Source organism: Thermus sp. LT1-2-5, from assembly GCF_040363165.1.
Classification (GTDB): Bacteria; Deinococcota; Deinococci; order Deinococcales; family Thermaceae; genus Thermus.
This window is the reverse complement of record NZ_BSRG01000005.1, coordinates 1-17,283: the sequence shown is the minus strand read 5'-3', so window position 1 is coordinate 17,283 and position 17,283 is coordinate 1. Positions and strand designations below refer to the sequence as shown.

Below are 17,283 nucleotides of genomic sequence, written 5' to 3'. Positions count from 1 at the left end.
TGGCTAGGTGAAGAGGCTGGACACGGACTCGCCCCGGTGGATGCGCCAGATGGCCTCGGCGAAGAGGGGGGCCACGGTGAGGGTTTTGAGCTTGGGGCCCTCCTTGGGGGGGCAGGTGTCCGTGGCCGCCACCTCCTTCACTGGGCTCTTGGCGATGCGCTCCAGGGCGGGGCCCACGTAGACCCCGTGGGTGGCGGCGGCGTAGACCTCCTTGGCCCCCGCCTGGAGGAGGGCCTCCACCGCCTCCACCAGGCTTCCTGCCGTGGAGATTTCGTCGTCCACGATGAGGGCGGTCTTGCCCTCCACCTCCCCCACCAGCATCCGGACCCGCACCTCCGTGTCGGAAACCCGTTCCTTGTCGATGAAGGCCAAGGGGAGGCCGAGCCTGCGGGCCAGGGAGCTGGCCCGCTTGATGTCCCCGGCGTCTGGCGCCACCACCACGGCGTTTTCCAGGTCCACCCGGGTGGCGAAGTGGTTGGCGATCACCGGTTCGGCGGAGAGGTGGTCCACGGGGATCTTGAAGAAGCCGTGGACCTGGGGGGAGTGGAGGGTCATGGTGAGGACCCGGTCCGCTCCCGCCGTCTGCAGGAGGTCGGCGATGAGCCGGGCGGCGATGGAGATGCGGGGAGCGTCCTTCTTGTCGCTACGGGCGTAGGAGAAGTAGGGGATCACCGCGGTGACCCGGGCGGCGCTCGCCCCCTTGGCGGCGTCGATCATCATGAGGAGCTCCATCAGGTGGTCCTGCACCGGCGGGGTGAGGGACTGGACGATGAAGACGTCGCCTTCCCGGAGGCTTTCCTCGTAACGCACGAAGAGGTTATCGTTGGCGAAGCGGAGGGTGGTGCTTTTGCCTAGGGGAAGGCCCAGGGCCTCGGCGATGGCCTGGGCCAAAGCGCGGTTGGACTGGCCGGAAAAGATCAGGAGGGGGCGGTCCATGCCGTCCCCCAAGATACCATGCCCCCCTAAAGCGGGGTAAGCTCCTGCTGCAAAGGGGTGGTCACCTCGGGCCCTGTGGGGTGCAGGTAGACGTCCACCTCGGTGCGCACCCCGAAGGTTTCCAGGTAGACCCCGGGCTCCACGGTAAAGGCAAGCCCCGGCACCAAGGGGCGGAAGTCGTGGGTTTCCAGGTCGTCCAGGTGGGGCCCGGTGCCGTGCACCTCCTCCCCCAGGTTGTGCCCGGTGCGGTGGCGCAGGTAGGCCCCGTAGCCTGCCTCCACCAAAACCTGGCGGGCCACCCGGTCCACCTCAAAGCCCTTGGGGTAGCGCCCCTTCTGGTAGGCCTCCGCCACGAAGCGGAGGGCGGCGTCCCGCGCCGCCGCCACGCTTTGGAAGGCCCGGTGGGCCGCCTCCGGGGCCCGGCGTTCCGCCATCCAGGTCAAATCGGCGTAAACCCCCCCGGGCTCCTTGGCCCATAGGTCCAACAGGACCACGTCCCCCTCCCTAAGGGGCCTTTCTGCGGGGGCGTGGTGGGGGTTGGCGGCGTGTTCCCCGAAGGCCACCATGGGGGGATGGTCAAAGGTGAGGCCCCTGGCCTCGAGGGCCTGGGCGAGGACCCCTTGCGCTGCCCTTTCCGTGGCCTCGGGATGCTCCCGGAGGAACGCCAGGGCCAGCTCCTTGGCCGCCACCAGCCCCGCAGCCGCCCGGCGGTGGCTTTGGAGCTTTTCCTCCCCCCAGGTCTGAAAGAGGAGGAGAAGGGGCCAGGAGGAGGCGAGTTCCAGCCCCATGCCCCGAAGGAGGTCTAGCGTACCCCCGTCCACCCGGGAGAGGTAGGGGATGGCCCCTCCGGGCACATACTCTAGGGCCACCCGCCGGGCCCCGGCCAGGGCTTGGGATAGCCCTTCCGAAAAGCTCTGCCAGGTGTGGTAGGAGACCCGCCTCCCCGGCAAGGAGGGGAAGAGGCTTGCCTCTATGGCGTGGCAGAGGAGGGTGGGCTCCCCTTCCTGGGGGAGGAAGTAGGCCAGGCGGCGGGTGAGGTGGAGGGCACCCAGGCCCAGGACCTCCAGGGCCACCGGGTTGCTCCGGCCAAAGGAGTACAGGAGCCAGCCATCCAGCTTCTCCTCCCGTAGGACCTCCTGGATGCGGGTGAGTTCCATGCCCCTATCCTCCCGCCTTGGGCGGGTTTTGGGAAGTGTGGTATGCTGGCCGCCAAGTATGAAACGTTTCCTGCGGGGGTTGGCCTGGCTTGGGGTGGGCCTGGTAGCCCTGGGGCTTTTGGGGGGAATCGGGGGGGTGGTCTACCTGCGGGCCTCCTTGCCCAAGAGCGAAGGGCGCTTGGCCCTCAAGGGGCTTTCCGCCCCGGTGGAGGTGGTGCGGGACCGGCACGGGGTGGTGCGGATTAAGGCGGCAAGCCTAGAGGACCTCTTCTTCGCCCAAGGCTTCGTCCACGCCCAAGAAAGGCTTTGGCAGATGGAGTTCCAAAGGCGGGTGGGCCAGGGGCGCCTGAGCGAGGTCCTGGGGGAGGCCACCCTGGCCCAGGACCGCTTCCTGCGCACCTTTGGCTTCTACCGGGCGGCGCAAAGCGCTTACGAGCGGCTCTACCCCGAGGAGAAGGGGGCGGTGGACGCCTACGCCGCCGGGGTCAACGCCTTCTTGGCCCTGGGGGGCCCCCTGCCCCCCGAGTTCACCCTTTTGGGCTTCCGCCCCGAGCCCTGGACCGGGCCCGACGTCTTGGTTTGGGCCAAGATGATGAGCTTTGACCTTTCCGGGAACTGGGAGGAGGAGCTTCTCCGCCACCGCCTCCTGGCCCGGGGGATCAGCCCAGAAAGGCTTTTGGAGCTCATGCCTCCCTACCCCGAGGACGCCCCCACCATCCTGAGCGCCGAGGACCTCAGGCTTCCCCTAAAGCGGGAGGAAGCCCCAAGTGCCCTCCTCCGCATGGCCCCGCCCCGCTTTCTGGAGGCCAGCAACAACTGGGTGGTTGCGGGAAGCCGCACCGCCACGGGAAAGCCCTTCTTGGCGGACGACCCCCACCTGGGCCTTCAGGCCCCTTCCCTGTGGTTCCTCATGGCCCTCGAGGCCCCGGGTTACCGGGCCGTGGGCGCCTCCTTGCCCGGGGTTCCCGGCATCGTCATCGGCCGCAACCAGCGCATCGCCTGGGGGGTGACCAACGTGGGGGCGGACGTGCAGGACCTCTACCTCCTGGAGGAGGTGGGGAGCGGGGGCTACCGCTACCGGGGCCAGGTGGTCCCCTACCGGGTGCGGGAGGAGGTGATCCGGGTCAAGGGGGGCAAGGAGGAGCGGCTCAAGGTGCGGGAAACCCTCTACGGCCCCGTGATCACGGATGCCCTGAAAGACCCCCCCAAGACCCCCATGGCCCTCCGCTGGGTGAGCCTGGACCCTGAGGACCACATCCTGATGGCCTATCTGGGCCTCAACCGGGCCACCAATTGGGACGAGTTCAGAAAAGCCCTGACCCATTACTCCGCCCCCAGCCAAAACTTCGTCTACGCCGATACCGAGGGCAACATCGGCTACATCGCCCCGGGGAAGTTTCCCATCCGCAAGGAGGGGCACACGGGCATGGTCCCGGTGCCGGGGGACGGGAACTGGGACTGGTTGGGCTACCGCAGGCCCGAGGAATGGCCCCAGGTCCTAAACCCCAAGGAGGGCCTCCTGGTCACCGCCAACCACAAGGTGACCCCTGAAGGCTTCCCCTACGCCCTTACCTACGACTGGGCCGAGCCCTACCGGGCGGAGCGCATCCTAGAGCTTCTGCGGGCCAAGGAGAAGCTCACCCTGGCGGACATGAAGGCCATCCAACAGGACCAGACGAGCCTCCTTTTCCGCGACTTCCGCCCCGTCCTTTCCCTCCTTACCCCCCTTTCGGAGCGGAGCGGGGCGTGGCGGGAACGGCTTCTCGCCTGGGACGGCACCATGGCCCCCTCCTCGGAGGAGGCTTTGGTCTTCGCCCTCTGGTACGCCGAGCTCACCCGGCTTCCCGCCAGGGAGGTGGGGGAGGAGTACTGGGACGAGCCCCGCTACCTGCTCAAGGCCATGAAGGAGGGGGACAGGAACTGCGACCAGCCGGAAACCGAGTACCCGGAAACCTGCCTGGACTACGCCGCCTTGGCCTTGGAAAGGGCCTTGGACCGCAGGGAAGGGCTTCGGGTCCGGACCTGGGGCGAGGTCCACCGGGCCACCTTCCGCCACCCCGTCCTCACCCACACCCCCCTAAAGCGCCTTTCCGACCGCCAGGTGGCCTTTGGCGGGGACCGGTACACGGTGAACGTGGGCCCCTTTGACCCCCGGACCCTCGCCATGGACAAGGGCCCGAGCTACCGCCAGATCGTGGACCTGGCCGAGCCCGAGCGCTCCCTCTTCGTCCACCCCATGGGCCAGTCGGGCCACTTCCTCTCCCCCCATTACGCCGACCTCCTTCCCCTTTGGGCCAAGGGGGACTACCTGCCCATGACCTTCGCCGGAGAGGGGCGGCTTCTCCTCCTGGAGCCTGGCCGCTAGCCCTTTTCCTCCCCGTTTTCCAGGCTTTGGAAGTGGGCCAGGGTTTCCCGCACCTTTTCGTGCACCCAGTAGGCCTTGCGGCCGAAGAGGAGCTCGAGGGCCTCGTCCACCTGCTCCACGGCGTAAAGGTGGAAGCGCCCCTTTTCCGCCGCCTCCACCACCTCTTCCCGCAGGGTGAGGTGGGGGAGGTTGGCCCGGGGCAGGACCACCCCTTGGGTGCCCGAAAGCCCCAGGGCCTGGCAGACGCGGAAGAAGCCCTCCACCTTCTCCGCCACCCGGCCCACCGCCAGGACCCGCCCCGTCTGGTCGATGGCCCCGGTCACCGCCAGGTCCTGCCTTAAGGGGAGGCCCGAGAGGGCGGAGAGCACCGCCAAAAGCTCGGCGAGCCCGGCGGAGTCCCCCTCGATGCCGCCGTAGCTTTGCTCGAAGACCAGGCTCACCGTGGCGGAAAGGGCCCCGATCTGGGCGTAGGTGCCCCGCAGGTAGCCGGCCAGGGTGAGGACCGCCTTGTGGAAGACCTGGCCACCCAGCCCCACCTCCCGGTCTATGGAAAGGATCCCTTCCCGCCCGGGGCCAGCTTGGGCGGTGATGCGCACGGGGCGGCCTGTGGGCACGGGGCCTTCCACCACCACGAGCCCGTTCACCTCCCCCACCCGCTCCCCCTTCACCTCCAGGGCCACCACGCCCTCTTTAAGGTCCTGCAGGTAGAGTTCCTCCTCCAGCCCGTACCGTTCTTCCCGGGCCCGCACCGCCTGGGCCACCCGCTTTCGGTCCAGGGGCCTCCCCTGGGCCTCCGCCTCCTTGGCCAGGTCCAGGAGGCGGTAAAGGCGGGCATCCAGGCGTTCTTGGTGGCCCGCCATGCGCCGGGCCTCGTCCGCCAGGGCGGCCAGGCCCTCGGGGGTGAGGTGGACCCCCTCGCGTTCCAAGAAGCCCCCGAGGTAGGCCACGTTCTCTTCGGTGTAGGGGATCTCGGGGGCGAACTCCACCCGGAAGGGGAATAGCTCCAAAAACTCCTCGTCCTCCTCCAAGAAGGCGATGACCTCGGGGGGGCCCACCAAGAAGACCTGGGCCTTAAGGGGGGCGGGCTTGATCCGGGGGCCCTTGACCTCGGGCCTGGGGGTGAGGGGCTCCACCTCCCCCGTGGCCAGGGCCCGCTTGAGGAGGGGGTAGCTCCCCAGTTCCAGGATGCGGTGGGCCTCCAGGACCAAAACCCCTCCCATGGCCCGGTGCAGGGCCCCGGGGCGCAAAAGCCCCAGGTGGGTGGTGAGGGCTCCTTCCCGCATCTCGTACTCCAGGTGGCCGAAAAGCCTTTCCGGGGTGGGGTTGGGCTCGTGGACCACCCGCTCCCCTCCCTCCACCAGGAGGCGGGGAAGGAGCCTTTCCGGTTCGACCTCCTCCTCCAAGGCCGCGGCCCGTAGCAGGTTTTCCAGAAGCCAATCCAGATAGGGTCCGGCCTGGGGGAAGCGGGCCTTGAGCTCCTCGGCCTTGGGCAGGAGGAAACGCTCGGCGAAGCCCCGCCTTAAGGCGGCCACCTGCGCCTGGGCCTTTTGCCTCAGGTCCACGTAGGCCAGGATGGTTTCCTCCAGCTTGGCGGAAAGCTCGGGGGGCAGGGGGCCTTGGCCGGTGAGGGTAAGCCCTTCCTCGCCCTCCTCGAGGGTGAAGCCGTGGCCCCGGGCTTCCTCCTCCAGGGCCTTGAGCAGGGTTTCCGCCTCCTTCTCATAGCGGGCTTCCAGGAGGCTTTTGGCGTAGATGAAGCCCTTTTCCCGGAAAAGGGCGGGGGTGAACTCGGCGAAGAGGGCTTCCACGCCCTCCACCAAGGCCCGGCCCTCCCCGGGGGGCAGGGGCAAGGGGAAGGCCTCCTCCCCCAGGGGGAGGTAGACCAGCTCCTCCTTGGGGAAGGCCTTGTCCTCGAGGTAGGCCAGGAGGCGCTTGCGCTTCCCCAGGCCGCTTGGCCCCACCAGGTAGCCGTGCCCCTTTTGGCGGAAGGCGCTTTCCAGGGCCTTTAGAGCCCGCTCCTGACCGAAGAAGGGAGGGGCGGGCTTGGGCGTTGTGGGCGGGGTGAACCAGGTGAGGTGGAGGACCCGCATCGGCCCCCACTATACCCGGGACGTGGGTCCTTGGGGCCTAAGGTAAACTACCCCCAAAGGGGGATGGCATGGTCAAGGTGGAGGTTTTGGGGATGATCTTGGCGGGGGGGCAGGGAAGCCGCCTTTACCCCCTTACCGCCAAGCGGGCCAAGCCCGCGGTGCCCTTCGGGGCCAAATACCGAATTATTGATTTCGTTCTTAATAATTTCGTCAACTCCGGCATCTACGCCATCTATGTCCTCACCCAGTACAAGGCCCAGTCCCTCACCGAGCACATCCAGCGCTACTGGCGCTTCGGCGCCTTTTTGGAGGACCACTTCATCCTCCTGGTGCCCGCCCAGATGTACCGCTACGAGGAGCTCGGGCCCGTGTGGTACCGGGGCACGGCGGACGCCATCTACCAGAACCTGCACCTGGTGCAAAACCATGCCCCCGCGGCGGTGGCCATCTTCGGCGGGGACCACATCTTCAAGATGAACGTCCGCCACATGGTGGAATACCACTATGAAAAGCGGGCGGACATCACCATCGCCGCCTACCCCGTGCCCGTGGCGGAGGCGAGCCGCTTCGGCGTCCTCCAGGTGGACGAGGAGTGGCGCATCACCGAGTTCCAGGAAAAGCCAAAGACCCCCAAGCCCCTGCCGAATAAGCCCCACCTGGCCCTGGCCTCCATGGGCAACTACATCTTTCGCACCGAGGCCCTCTTTGAGCTTTTGGAGGCGGACGCCAAGGACGAGGCGAGCTCCCACGACTTCGGCAAGGACGTGATCCCTAGGGCCCTCAAGGAGGGGTACCGGGTCTATGCCTACGACTTTCACCGCAACCCCATCCCCGGCCAGGAAGGCCCCAACCTCTACTGGCGGGACGTGGGCACCCTGGACGCCTACTTTGAGGCCAGCATGGACCTGGTGAAGGTCATCCCCGAGTTCGACCTCTTCAACCCCGAGTGGCCCCTCCGCACCGCCAACCTCTTTAGCCCCCCGGCCAAGTTCGTCCACGAAACCGGGGAGCGGGTGGGGCGGGCCCTCAATAGCCTCCTCGCCGGCGGGGTCATCGTGAGCGGGGGGACGGTGCGGGAATCGGTCCTCTTCCGCCGGGTGCGGGTGAACTCCTATAGCCTGGTGGAGCGCTCCGTCCTCTTCGACGACGTGGAGGTGGGGCGCTACTGCCGCATAAAAAACGCCATCATCGACAAGAACGTGAAGATCCCTCCCCACACCGAGATCGGCTACGACCTCGAGGCCGACCGGGCCCGCGGCTTCACCGTGACCCCGGAAGGGGTGGTGGTGGTCCCCAAGGGGTACCGCTTCTAGCCATGGAGAAGCATCCCGGCAAGCTCTTCTACCGCCTTTCCCGCCTCCAGCCAGGGGACGAACTACCCCTCAAGCGCAAGCCCAAGGCCAAGGTCTACGCCAACCCCCTGGAAACCCAGGCCCTTCCCCCCGGGCGGCGCGAAGGGGGCCCGCCCCTCTTCCGCGCCCTGGCCCACCTCAAGCCCGCGCTGCCCGAGGTGGGGGCCGCCCTCACCCTCAACGACCTTTCCCAGCTCCTCCTTCCCCTGGCGGAGCGGGAGGGGCTAAGGGGCTTCCCCTCCGCCGGGGAGGCCTACCCCGTGGAGGCCTACCTGGTGGCCCTCAAGGTGGAGGGGGTCTTTCCCGGGGTCTACCACTACTTCCCCAAGGAGCACCAGCTTTTCCAGCTTTCCCACAAGGCGGAGCCTGGGGCCTGGGCCGAGGCGCTTTTGGGGCTTTCCCCGGAGAAGGCGGCGGCCCTGCTCGCCTTGACCCTGGTCCCGGAAAGGAGCGAGGCCTTGTTCGGCCTTCGGGGATACCGGTATGCTCTTTTGGAGGCCGGCTACGCCGCAGGCTTGATCCTGCTTTCCGCCGTGGGCCTGGGGCTTGCCGCTTATCCGGCGGAAACCTTCTACGATGAGGCGGTGGCCCGGCTTCTGGGTTTGCCCGAGGGGGAGTACCCCGGGGTGGTGGTGGTTCTGGGGCGCTAGGTATTCGGAAAGGGATTATGGCGCAGATTCTCTTGGTGGAGGACGACCCCCAGGTGGGGGAACTGGTGAAGCGGTTCCTGGAAAAAGAGGGGCTTCGGGTGGTCTGGGCCCGCACGGGCAAGGAGGCCCTGGCGGAGGCCTTTGAGGGGACGAAGCCCGACCTGGTGGTTCTGGACCGGGGCCTGCCGGACCTGGAGGGCCTCGAGGTCCTCAAGGCCCTGAGGGACCTGGACCCCCTTCTCCCCGTGCTCCTGCTCACGGGACGGGCGGACGAGGACAGCCGGGTGGAAGGGCTTCTGGAAGGGGCGGACGACTATTTGGGCAAGCCCTTTTCCCTCAAGGAGCTCCTCGCCCGCATCAAGGCCCTCCTGCGCCGCGCGGGCAAGGAGGGGAGGCGGCGCTTCGGCCCCTTGGAGCTGGATGTGGAGGCACGCCAGGCTTATCTGGAAGGGGAGCCCCTTAGGCTTTCCGCCACGGAGATGAGCTTGCTTCTCGCCCTGGCCCAGGCCCCGGGCCGGGTCTACACCCGGGAGGAGCTTTTGGAAAGGGTCTGGGGGCCCGACTTCGCCGGCTCGGAGCGGGTGGTGGACGCCTACGTGCGGCTTCTCCGCAAGAAGCTCAAGGACGACCCCCACGCCCCCCGCTTCATAGAAACCGTGGTGGGGGTGGGGTACCGCTTCCTGGGGGAGTAGTGGAGCGGGTTTTCGTCTACGGCACCTTGAAGCGGGGGGAGCGGAACCACGCCCGGGTGGCGGGGAAGCTTTTGGGGGTGGTCCCGGGGTACGTGGAGGGGTTCCGCCTTTACCACCTCCCTGAGGGGGAGGGGAGGCCCTACGCCTACCCCGCCATGGTGCCGGGGGAAGGCAGGGTCTATGGCGAGGTGCTCCTCCTCCCCGAGGAGGCCCTTTCCCTCCTGGACGCCCTGGAGGAGGAAGGGGAGGAGTACCGGAGGGTGCGGGTCCTGGTCCACACGGCGGAGGGGCCCCTCGAGGCCTGGGCTTACCTCTACCTCCAGGACCTCCAAGGGGCCCTTCCCCTTCCCGAGGGGGTGTGGCCCCCATGAGGGTCCTCCTGGTGGCCCCCGAGGCCTACCCCCTGGCCAAGGTGGGGGGGCTTGCCGACGTGGTAGGGGCCCTGCCCAAGGCCCTAAGGCCCCTGGGGGTGGAGGCGGCGGTCCTCCTTCCCTGGCACCGGGGCCTGGAGGCCCAAGGGGTGGGGGAGGTGCGCTTCCTCTTCGCCGGCCGGGAGGCGAGGGCGCCCTTGGGGGAGCGGGTGGGAGGGGGGGTGCGGTTCCTCCTCCTCGGGGTGGAGGGGTTTGACCGGGAGCGGGTCTACGGCTACCCGGACGACGCCGAGCGCTACCTGCGCTTCGCCCTGGCGGCGAAGGAGGTGGCCCGGGGCTTCGACCTGGTCCACGCCCACGACTGGACCACCGCCCTCCTCGCCCTCTACACCCCCACGGTCTACACCATCCACAACCTGGCCCACCAGGGCCTGGTGGACCCCGCCGCCTTCTTCCACTGGACCGGGCTTCCCTGGAGCCTCTTCCACATGGAGGCCCTGGAGTACCACGGGCAGGTGAACCTGATGAAAGGGGGGATCGTCTTCGCCCGTTGGGTGACCACGGTGAGCCCCTCCTACGCCGAGGAGATCAAGACCCCCGAGTTCGGCATGGGCCTGGACGGGGTGTTGCGCCGGCATGCGGGGAAGCTTGTGGGCATCCTAAACGGCCTGGACCCAGAGGCCTTCGACCCGGCCCGCGACCCCTACCTCCCCGCCCCCTACTCCCGGGAAGACCCCGGGGGCAAGGCCTTGGCCAAGGAGGCCTTCCGGCGGGAAACGGGGCTTAAGCCCCCCATCCTGGCCTACATCGGCCGCCTGGACCCGCAGAAGGGCCTGGACCTCCTCCTCGCCGCCTGGCCCCGCCTTAAGGAGCTCGGCTTCAGCCTCTACGTGCAGGGGGTGGGGGAGGAGGACCTGGCCCGGGCCCTGCGGGCGGCGGAGGGGGAAAGCCCAGGGCGGCTCCGCTTCGTTTCCGCTTACCAAGAGGCCCTGGCCCGCCTGGCCTACGCCGGGGCGGAGGCGCTTTTGGTCCCAAGCCGCTTCGAGCCCTGCGGCCTGGTGCAGATGATTGCCCAGCGCTACGGCACCCCCCCCGTGGCCCGGGCGGTGGGGGGCCTGAAGGACACCGTGGAGGACGGCAGGACGGGGGTCCTCTTCCAGAGCTTCCACCCCGAGGGCCTCCTCTACGGGGTCTTGCGCCTCTTTTGGCTCGGGGCCGAGGCCTTAGGCCTGAAGGGCATGGAGAAGGACTTCTCCTGGGATAGGGCGGCCAGGGCCTACCTCGAGGTCTACCGCCGCGCCCTCGGCTAGGATGGACGGGATGGTGGACGAGCTCAAGGCGCGGGCCCTGGCGGGGGATGGCGAGGCGGAGGCGCTCTTGCGCTTCCTCGCCCTCCTGCGCGCCAAGGACTACGCCGCCGCCAAGACCTACGCCGAAGGCTTCCCCGAGGGCTTGCGGGAGCGGCTTCTTAGGGGCCTTGCCCTCCTGGCCGAAGACCCCAAGGTCCTGGAGGACCCCCTCTTCGCCGCGGAGCGGGAGGTGCTCTTGGGGGTGGAGGCGGTGCGGCAGGGCCGTCGGGCGGAGGCGGAGGCCCATTTCCAAAAGGCCCTTTCCCTGGACCCCGAACACCACCGGGCCCTCACCAACCTGGGGACGCTTTACCTAGAGCGGGGCGAACTGGAGGCGGCTTTGGACCTCTACCAAAAGGCCTTGAGGCTCGCCCCGGAAGACCCCCTTCTGCACGAGAACCTGGCCGCCCTTTACAAGCGCAAGGGGGACCTGGACAAGATGGTGGCCCACATGAAGCGGGCCACCCGGCTCAAGATGGCCCCCCCCACTGCCTTGGACCCCCTAACCGGCAAGCGGGTGCACCGGAAGCGGGTGCCCCTTTGGGTGTGGGTTTTCCTCCTCGCCCTCTTGGCCTACCTTCTCCTCCATAAGCCGTAGGGCCCGGTCCAGGGCGGCCAGGCTCTTTCCCTCGGAGAGGATCCGCCGCCAAAGCTTTCCTGCGGGCCTGCCCCGGAAGAGGCCCAGCATGTGCCGCAGCACGGCCCACGGGGGGGTTCCCTTGGCCGCCTCCTCCTCCAGATAGGCCCGCATCCGCTGCGCCACCTGGAGGCGGCTTGGCCTCCTCCCTAGGCCGTACACCTTCTGGTCCGCCGCCTCCAGGACGAAGGGGTCCTCGTAGACCGCCCGGCCCAGCATGACCCCGTCCACCTGGCCCAGGTGGGCTAGGGCCTCTTCCAGGGTGCGGAGGCCCCCGTTGAGCACGAAGCGGAGGTGGGGGAAGTCCCCTTTGAGGCGGTGGACCCACTCGTGGCGCAAAGGGGGGATCTCCCGGTTGGCCCGGGTGGAAAGGGTGAGGAGGGCGCTTCGGGCGTGGACGATGAAGGCCTCCGCCCCCGCCTCCGCCAGGCGCTCCACCAGGCGGGCCAGCCCGGGATAGGTTTCCTGGCCCTCGAGGCCCAGGCGAAGCTTCACCGTGACCGGCACCCGCACCGCCTGGGCCATGGCCCGAACGATCTCCGCCACCCGTAAGGGGTCGCGGAGGAGGCAGGCCCCGTACCCCCCTTCTTGCGCTTTTGCTGAAGGGCAGCCTAGGTTCAGGTTAATCTCGTCGTAGCCGAAGGCTTCCCCAATCCGCGCCGCCTCCGCCAGGTCCTCGGGGTTCCGGCCCGCAAGCTGCAAGGCGATGGGGTGCTCCTCGAGGCGGAAGGCGAGGAGGCGCTCCCGGTTGCCCCGCAAGACCCCTTGGTCCAGGGTCATCTCGGTGTAGAGCCTCACTCCCCGGCTCACCTGGCGCACCAGGTAGCGGAAGTGGCGGTCCGTGCGGTCCACCATGGGGGCCACGGAAAGCCTCAGGTCAAGCACCCAAGACCTCCTCCGGGGAAAGGGGCCTTGGCTCCCGGAAGCCGATGTGCTCCCACTCCCCTTCCTCCACCACCACCAGTCCCGGGTTTTCCGCCCTTAAGCGGGCCACCACCCCCTGCACCAGGTCCTCGGGGGTGCTGGCGGCGGAGGTGAGGCCAAGGCGCTTGACCCCCAGGAGCCACTCGGGGCGGAGCTCCTCCGGGCGCTCCAAGCGGTAAGCCCGCCCCACCAGGCTTTGCGCCAACTCCAAAAGGCGCATGCCGTTGGAGGAGTGGGGGCTTGTGAGGACCAAGAAGGCCTCCACGTGGGGGGCGATGCGCTTCACCGCCTCCTGGCGGTTCTGGGTGGCGTAGCAGAGGTCCTTGCGGGCGGGTACCACCAGCTTGGGGAAGCGGCGCTTCAAGATCTCTATGGTGGCCAGGGTGTCGTCCACGCTCAAGGTGGTCTGGGTGAGGACCACCACCTTTTCGGGGTCCGGCACCGCCACCGTATGGGGGTCGGCCAGGCGGGGGTCCTTGCCCACGTGGGTGTGGACCGCCACCAGGATGGTCCTTTCTGGGGCCTCGCCGTAGGTGCCCTTGATCTCCTGGTGGTCGGCGGAGTCGCCCACCAGGAGGATCCAGTACCCTTCCTTGGCGTAGCGCCGGGCCTCGGTGTGCACCTTGGTCACCAGGGGGCAGGTGGCGTCCAGGATGGTAAAGCCCATGGCCGCCGCCTCCTTGCGCACCGCAGGGGGGTGCCCGTGGGCGGAGAAGACCAGGGTGCCCGCAAGCCGCCTCCGCCGCCTAAGCTCCGCTAGCTCCGCCAGGTCCTCCACGAAGTGGACCCCCTTGGCCTTGAGGCGCTCCACCACCACCCGGTTGTGGACGATCTCGTGGTAGACCACCAGCTCCCCCTGCCCCTTCAGCGCCTCCGCCCAGCGCTCCACCGCCTCTATGGCCATCACCACCCCGGCGCAGAAGCCTCGAGGCCGGGCGAGGTAAAGCCGCTCAAGCCCCCCGTCCATGCCCCCCATTCTAGGGGCCCTGGCCTTCCCCCTTTGTGGCCTGGAGGAGGCGGGCCACCATCTCCTCGGCGAAGGGGGTCCTTGCCCGCTCCAGGGCCTTCTTGGCGGTTTCCTTGCCCTTGCCCCCGGGGCGGAAGGCCTCCTGGGCCAGGGCCAAAAGGGCCAGGGCGCTTGCGGGAAAGGGAAGCCCCGCCTTTTCCAGAAGGCCCAGGCTTTCCCCGTAGCGGTGGAGGGCGGTCTTGGCGTCTTGCCGGAGGAGGGCCAGGCTCCCCTCCTGGAAGGCCCGGGCCGCCCTTAGGAGGCCCTCTCCTTCCACCAGCTCCTCCCCCGCCTCCGCCGAGGCGAAGGCGGCCTCCACCAGCCGCTCCAGGGCCAAGGGGCGCTCCCTTTCGGGAAGGAGGGGGTAGAACGCTTGGAAAAGGGGAGCGAACCAGGAAAGGCGCAAGGGGCGCTTTAGGCGAAAGGTTTCTCCCTGGATCACAAGCTCCTCCCCCAAAGCTCTAAGGAGAGGGGCGAGGGCGGGAAAGCGGGCCCGCACCTCCTCCCGGCTCGCCTCCCCCTGGAGGGCCAGGAAGAAGCGGAAGGCCTCTACTCCCTCCACGTCTCTACTTCCTTGTACTGCACCAAGGCGGCGAAAAGGGGAGAGGGCCCCTCGGCCACGGAGAACTTCACATCCACCAGGACCACGTTTTCCGGCAAATCTTCCACAAAGCGGTTGAGCCTCTCCTGGAAGATATCCTGGTCATTCCCCGTGATCACCTTGAAGCGTACCCCCTGCATGGCCCCATTATGCCCTGCGCTCCACCAGGGCGCGCAGGATCCCCTCAAGCTTCCGACGGGCCTCTAGGTTGGGAAGGGTCTCGAGGTGGGGGGCTAGGAGCCCATACCCTTCCTCCCAAAGCTGCCGGGCCTCCGCCTTGGCCCAGGCCACGGCCCCCGAGGCCAGAAGCCTTTCCCAAAGCCAGCGCACCTCCTCTTCGGGTTTTTCCTCCCGGGGAAGGCGCAAAAGGGCCTCGGCCCTTTCCCTCTCCCTTGGGCTTGCCCCCTGGAGGAAGCGGAGGAGGATCAGGGTGCGTTTGCCCTCGTAGAGGTCCCCGGCCAGCTCCTTGCCGTAGGCCTCGTCCCCTTCCAGGTTCAAAACGTCGTCCACGATCTGGAAGGCCACCCCGAGCTTGATCCCCCCTTCCTCATAGGCCCCAGGGGGGTCCTGGCCCGCAAGGAGCGCCCCTAGGCGCAAGGGGGCCACGGCGGTGTAGTAGGCGGCCTTGTGGGCCACCATGCGCAGGTAGTCCTCCGGGGTGAGGTCCAGGCGCCCCGCCAGGGTCCAGGAGAGGTCCAGGTGCTGGCCGTAGGCGGTGCGGCGCACCACCTCGTGGAACTCCCGGAGGACCCTTCCGTCCCAAAGCCCCCGCTCCAGCCCCTCCAGCAAAAGCCCCCACATCTCGGCGTGGAGGGCGTCCCCGGCGTTGAGAGCGAGGGGCGTGGGGTAGAGGCGGTGCAGGGCCGGGCGGCCCCGACGTTCCTCGGAGCCGTCCTCAATGTCGTCGTGGATTAGGACCCAGTTTTGAAAGAGCTCCAAGGCGGTGGCGGCGCGGAGGGCGCTCTCCTCGCCCGCCCCGTGGGCGAGGCCGCTGTAGTAGACGAGGAGGCCCCGAAGCATCTTCCCACCCCGCCTGGGGTAGTCCTGGAGGAGGGCCTGGTAATCGGGGTCTGGGTGGTGCAGATGGGCGAGGAGGCGCTCTAGGAGGGCTTGGCGCACCTCGCTTGGCGCGGGCGTCATGCTATACACTTTAGGCCATGCGCGGCCTGGCCGCGGGCCTCCTTGCCCTTAACCTCCTCACCCTCATCTGGGGCACCACCTTCGTGGTGGTGAAGGGGGCGGTGGGGGAGATGGCCCCAAGCCTTCTCGTGCTCCTCCGCTTCCTGGTAGCCAGCGCCTTCTTCCTACCCTTCGCCCTGCGCCTGCCCAAAGGCATCTTTGGCCCGGGGTTGGAACTTGCCCTCTGGCTTCTTTTGGGCTACGCCTCCCAGGCGGTGGGCCTCCTCTACACCTCGGCGAGCCGGAGCGCCTTCATCACCGCGTTAAACGTGGTCCTAGTTCCCCTTCTCCTACACCTGGCCGGGCGCCGGGTGCGGGGGGTATGGCTGGCCGCCGTCCTCGCCCTCTTGGGGGTGGGTCTCCTTTCCTACGATCCTGAACAGCCGCCCCTCAACGTGGGGGACCTTTGGACCCTCCTCACCGCCCTGACCTACGCCCTGTACATTGTGCGCCTCGAGGTCCACGCTAAGGCCTACCCCTCCTTGCCCCTCACCGCTGTCCAGGTCCTGGGCACCGCTCTTTTGGCCCTTCCTTGGGCCTTGGGGGAAGGGGTGCGCCTGGAGGGGGTGCCCTGGGGGGCGGTGCTTTACCTGGGGGTGGTGGCCACCGCCCTCACCACCTGGCTCCAGACCTGGGGGCAGCGCCGCGTCCCTGCGCCCCAGGCGGCTATCCTCTACACCCTGGAGCCGGTGTGGGCCACCCTTTTCGCCTTCTTGCTCCTGGGGGAGCGCCTGGGGCTTGCGGGGCTCCTGGGGGCCTTTTTGGTGGTTCTCGCCACCTCCTTGGCTATCCGCCGATCCCCAGCATGACCCGCTTCCGCAGGGTGGGCAGGGTGTTGCCGAAGGCGGGCTTGCGGTTGGTGGCGATGAGGATAGCGTCAATGAGGGCCTCCACCGGGTTTCCCGCGGCAAAGGCCCAGGCGATGTCCATCTCCAGGTCGGTGAGGAGGCAGGGCCTAAGCTTTTTGTCCGAGGTGAGGCGAAGGCGGGAGCAGTGGGAGCAGAAGGGCTCGGTCACGGGGTTGATGAAGCCGAGGGTGCCTTGGGCCCCCGGGATCTTGAAGACCCGGGCGGGGGAGGAGGGGTCGTGGGGCACGGGCTCCAAGGCCCCGTAGACCGCCTCTATACGGGCCCGGGTTTCCTTCCCGCTCACGAAACGGCGGCGATACTCCTCGGGGTCGGAGTTGTCCAGGTGCATGTACTCGATGAAGCGCACGTGCAAAGGCCGCTCCAGGGACAAGGCGGCCAGGGGCACCACCTCCTCCTCGTTCATCCCCCGGATGACCACGGCATTGAGCTTCACCGGGTGAAGCCCCAGTTCCAAGGCGGTTTCTATGGCCTCCAGGACGCGCTCCACCTTGCCCCCCCGGGTGATGCGGGTGAAGACCTCGGGGGTGATGGCGTCCAGGGAGATGTTCACCCGGTTGAGCCCCGCCGCCACCAGCTCCTTGGCCCGCTTGGGGAAGAGGAGGCCGTTGGTGGTGATGGCCACGTCCTCAATCCCCTCCTTGGCCCGCGCCCGGGCGATCATCTCGGGAAGCTCCTTGCGCACCAGGGGCTCGCCCCCCGTGAAGCGCACGGCGGAAAGCCCCAGCAGGGAGGCCGCTTCCAGGAAGTGGTCCACCTCCTCCACGGTGAGGGTGCCCGGGGGTTCGCGGACCTCGAGGCCCAAGGGGTGGCAGTAAAGGCAGTGCAGGTTGCACCGGGGGGTGACGGAGATGCGCAGGTCCTTGAGGATACGCCCGTGGTTATCCAGTAGCTTCATTCTGCCCCCTTTGGGCCACTATACTACACCCGCCCTGCCCTAAGGGGGACAAAAAGACAAACCCCCAGGTTCTATAACCTGGGGGTGAGGTTGGAGCGGGAGACGGGACTTGAACCCGCGACCCCGACCTTGGCAAGGTCGTGCTCTACCGACTGAGCTACTCCCGCATGGGAAAAATCCCCCGCACCGACCTACTCTCCCGGGACCCTGCGG

General features: G+C 68.1%; 17 protein-coding genes and 1 tRNA gene. 8 read left to right on the top strand and 10 right to left on the bottom strand.

Going from position 1 to position 17,283, the window contains the following annotated elements:
- Positions 1 to 3: 3 nt before the first annotated feature.
- Both ABXG85_RS06280 and ABXG85_RS06275 read right to left on the bottom strand, forming a co-directional pair.
- The gene (locus tag ABXG85_RS06280) at positions 4 to 936 is read right to left on the bottom strand and encodes a ribose-phosphate diphosphokinase (RefSeq protein ID WP_353512870.1); all 933 of its coding nucleotides are present in this window, start codon (positions 934 to 936) and stop codon (positions 4 to 6) included.
- A gap of 26 nt (positions 937 to 962) precedes the next feature.
- On the bottom strand, positions 963 to 2,093 hold the full coding sequence (locus tag ABXG85_RS06275; protein WP_353512869.1) for a M24 family metallopeptidase: 1,131 nt from the start codon (positions 2,091 to 2,093) through the stop codon (positions 963 to 965).
- Positions 2,094 to 2,151: 58 nt separating this feature from the next.
- Here ABXG85_RS06275 and ABXG85_RS06270 point away from each other — a divergent pair, with 58 nt between their 5' ends.
- Positions 2,152 to 4,458 (top strand): penicillin acylase family protein, encoded by a 2,307-nt coding sequence (locus tag ABXG85_RS06270; protein WP_353512868.1) that lies wholly within the window; start codon positions 2,152 to 2,154, stop codon positions 4,456 to 4,458.
- Here the strand turns inward: ABXG85_RS06270 and ABXG85_RS06265 are convergent.
- Positions 4,455 to 6,545: an AAA family ATPase gene (locus ABXG85_RS06265; protein WP_353512867.1), complete on the bottom strand. Its 2,091-nt coding sequence runs from the start codon at positions 6,543 to 6,545 to the stop codon at positions 4,455 to 4,457. The genes ABXG85_RS06270 and ABXG85_RS06265 overlap by 4 nt on opposite strands.
- 68 nt (positions 6,546 to 6,613) lie before the next feature.
- Between ABXG85_RS06265 and glgC the strand changes: the two genes are divergently transcribed.
- From glgC to ABXG85_RS06235, 6 genes are read left to right on the top strand one after another with little or no spacing between them, the layout of a single operon-like run.
- Positions 6,614 to 7,858: a glucose-1-phosphate adenylyltransferase gene (glgC, locus tag ABXG85_RS06260; RefSeq protein ID WP_353512866.1), complete on the top strand. Its 1,245-nt coding sequence runs from the start codon at positions 6,614 to 6,616 to the stop codon at positions 7,856 to 7,858.
- Between the two features lie 2 nt (positions 7,859 to 7,860).
- Entirely contained in the window at positions 7,861 to 8,547 is a 687-nt protein-coding gene (locus tag ABXG85_RS06255) for a SagB/ThcOx family dehydrogenase (protein WP_353512865.1), read from the top strand.
- Positions 8,548 to 8,564: 17 nt separating this feature from the next.
- Complete coding sequence (locus tag ABXG85_RS06250; protein WP_353512864.1) at positions 8,565 to 9,239, top strand: response regulator transcription factor; 675 nt, start codon at positions 8,565 to 8,567, stop codon at positions 9,237 to 9,239.
- Positions 9,239 to 9,610 (top strand): gamma-glutamylcyclotransferase family protein, encoded by a 372-nt coding sequence (locus ABXG85_RS06245; protein ID WP_353512863.1) that lies wholly within the window; start codon positions 9,239 to 9,241, stop codon positions 9,608 to 9,610. The genes ABXG85_RS06250 and ABXG85_RS06245 overlap by 1 nt, the downstream gene beginning before the upstream one ends.
- On the top strand, positions 9,607 to 10,920 hold the full coding sequence (locus ABXG85_RS06240; protein WP_353512862.1) for a glycogen synthase: 1,314 nt from the start codon (positions 9,607 to 9,609) through the stop codon (positions 10,918 to 10,920). The genes ABXG85_RS06245 and ABXG85_RS06240 overlap by 4 nt, the downstream gene beginning before the upstream one ends.
- 1 nt (position 10,921) lies before the next feature.
- Entirely contained in the window at positions 10,922 to 11,557 is a 636-nt protein-coding gene (locus ABXG85_RS06235) for a tetratricopeptide repeat protein (protein WP_353512861.1), read from the top strand.
- Here the strand turns inward: ABXG85_RS06235 and dusA are convergent.
- Genes dusA through ABXG85_RS06210 form a run of 5 tightly spaced genes read right to left on the bottom strand, consistent with a single transcriptional unit; the run spans position 11,462 to position 15,267 of the window.
- Positions 11,462 to 12,481: a tRNA dihydrouridine(20/20a) synthase DusA gene (gene dusA / locus ABXG85_RS06230; protein ID WP_353512860.1), complete on the bottom strand. Its 1,020-nt coding sequence runs from the start codon at positions 12,479 to 12,481 to the stop codon at positions 11,462 to 11,464. The genes ABXG85_RS06235 and dusA overlap by 96 nt on opposite strands.
- Positions 12,474 to 13,496 carry a 4-hydroxy-3-methylbut-2-enyl diphosphate reductase gene (gene ispH, locus ABXG85_RS06225; RefSeq protein ID WP_353512859.1) on the bottom strand — a complete coding sequence of 341 codons (1,023 nt, stop codon included), beginning with the start codon at positions 13,494 to 13,496 and terminating at the stop codon, positions 12,474 to 12,476. The genes dusA and ispH overlap by 8 nt, the downstream gene beginning before the upstream one ends.
- Position 13,497: 1 nt before the next feature.
- Positions 13,498 to 14,088: a hypothetical protein gene (locus ABXG85_RS06220; protein ID WP_353512858.1), complete on the bottom strand. Its 591-nt coding sequence runs from the start codon at positions 14,086 to 14,088 to the stop codon at positions 13,498 to 13,500.
- Positions 14,076 to 14,267: a hypothetical protein gene (locus tag ABXG85_RS06215; protein ID WP_353512857.1), complete on the bottom strand. Its 192-nt coding sequence runs from the start codon at positions 14,265 to 14,267 to the stop codon at positions 14,076 to 14,078. The genes ABXG85_RS06220 and ABXG85_RS06215 overlap by 13 nt, the downstream gene beginning before the upstream one ends.
- Positions 14,268 to 14,274: 7 nt before the next feature.
- A complete protein-coding gene (locus tag ABXG85_RS06210) occupies positions 14,275 to 15,267 on the bottom strand; it encodes a polyprenyl synthetase family protein (RefSeq protein ID WP_353512856.1) in 993 nt (330 codons plus the stop codon).
- A gap of 17 nt (positions 15,268 to 15,284) precedes the next feature.
- Between ABXG85_RS06210 and ABXG85_RS06205 the strand changes: the two genes are divergently transcribed.
- Positions 15,285 to 16,115, top strand: coding sequence for a DMT family transporter (locus tag ABXG85_RS06205; RefSeq protein ID WP_353512855.1), 831 nt, complete (start codon positions 15,285 to 15,287; stop codon positions 16,113 to 16,115).
- Here ABXG85_RS06205 and moaA read toward each other — a convergent pair.
- The gene (moaA, locus tag ABXG85_RS06200; protein ID WP_353512854.1) at positions 16,093 to 17,070 is read right to left on the bottom strand and encodes a GTP 3',8-cyclase MoaA; all 978 of its coding nucleotides are present in this window, start codon (positions 17,068 to 17,070) and stop codon (positions 16,093 to 16,095) included. The two genes, ABXG85_RS06205 and moaA, sit on opposite strands and share 23 nt — an antisense overlap.
- 91 nt (positions 17,071 to 17,161) lie before the next feature.
- Positions 17,162 to 17,237: transfer RNA gene (locus ABXG85_RS06195), tRNA-Gly, on the bottom strand.
- Positions 17,238 to 17,283: the final 46 nt, after the last annotated feature.

Bases quoted from the DNA above. Each gene is read 5' to 3' on its own strand.
- ABXG85_RS06280 (WP_353512870.1), bottom strand. From the start codon at position 936: ATGGACCGCCCCCTCCTGATCTTTTCCGGCCAGTCCAACCGCGCTTTG.
- ABXG85_RS06275 (WP_353512869.1), bottom strand. From the start codon at position 2,093: ATGGAACTCACCCGCATCCAGGAGGTCCTACGGGAGGAGAAGCTGGAT.
- ABXG85_RS06270 (WP_353512868.1), top strand. From the start codon at position 2,152: ATGAAACGTTTCCTGCGGGGGTTGGCCTGGCTTGGGGTGGGCCTGGTA.
- ABXG85_RS06265 (WP_353512867.1), bottom strand. From the start codon at position 6,545: ATGCGGGTCCTCCACCTCACCTGGTTCACCCCGCCCACAACGCCCAAG.
- glgC (WP_353512866.1), top strand. From the start codon at position 6,614: ATGGTCAAGGTGGAGGTTTTGGGGATGATCTTGGCGGGGGGGCAGGGA.
- ABXG85_RS06255 (WP_353512865.1), top strand. From the start codon at position 7,861: ATGGAGAAGCATCCCGGCAAGCTCTTCTACCGCCTTTCCCGCCTCCAG.
- ABXG85_RS06250 (WP_353512864.1), top strand. From the start codon at position 8,565: ATGGCGCAGATTCTCTTGGTGGAGGACGACCCCCAGGTGGGGGAACTG.
- ABXG85_RS06240 (WP_353512862.1), top strand. From the start codon at position 9,607: ATGAGGGTCCTCCTGGTGGCCCCCGAGGCCTACCCCCTGGCCAAGGTG.
- ABXG85_RS06235 (WP_353512861.1), top strand. From the start codon at position 10,922: ATGGACGGGATGGTGGACGAGCTCAAGGCGCGGGCCCTGGCGGGGGAT.
- ispH (WP_353512859.1), bottom strand. From the start codon at position 13,496: ATGGGGGGCATGGACGGGGGGCTTGAGCGGCTTTACCTCGCCCGGCCT.
- ABXG85_RS06215 (WP_353512857.1), bottom strand. From the start codon at position 14,267: ATGCAGGGGGTACGCTTCAAGGTGATCACGGGGAATGACCAGGATATC.
- ABXG85_RS06210 (WP_353512856.1), bottom strand. From the start codon at position 15,267: ATGACGCCCGCGCCAAGCGAGGTGCGCCAAGCCCTCCTAGAGCGCCTC.
- ABXG85_RS06205 (WP_353512855.1), top strand. From the start codon at position 15,285: ATGCGCGGCCTGGCCGCGGGCCTCCTTGCCCTTAACCTCCTCACCCTC.
- moaA (WP_353512854.1), bottom strand. From the start codon at position 17,070: ATGAAGCTACTGGATAACCACGGGCGTATCCTCAAGGACCTGCGCATC.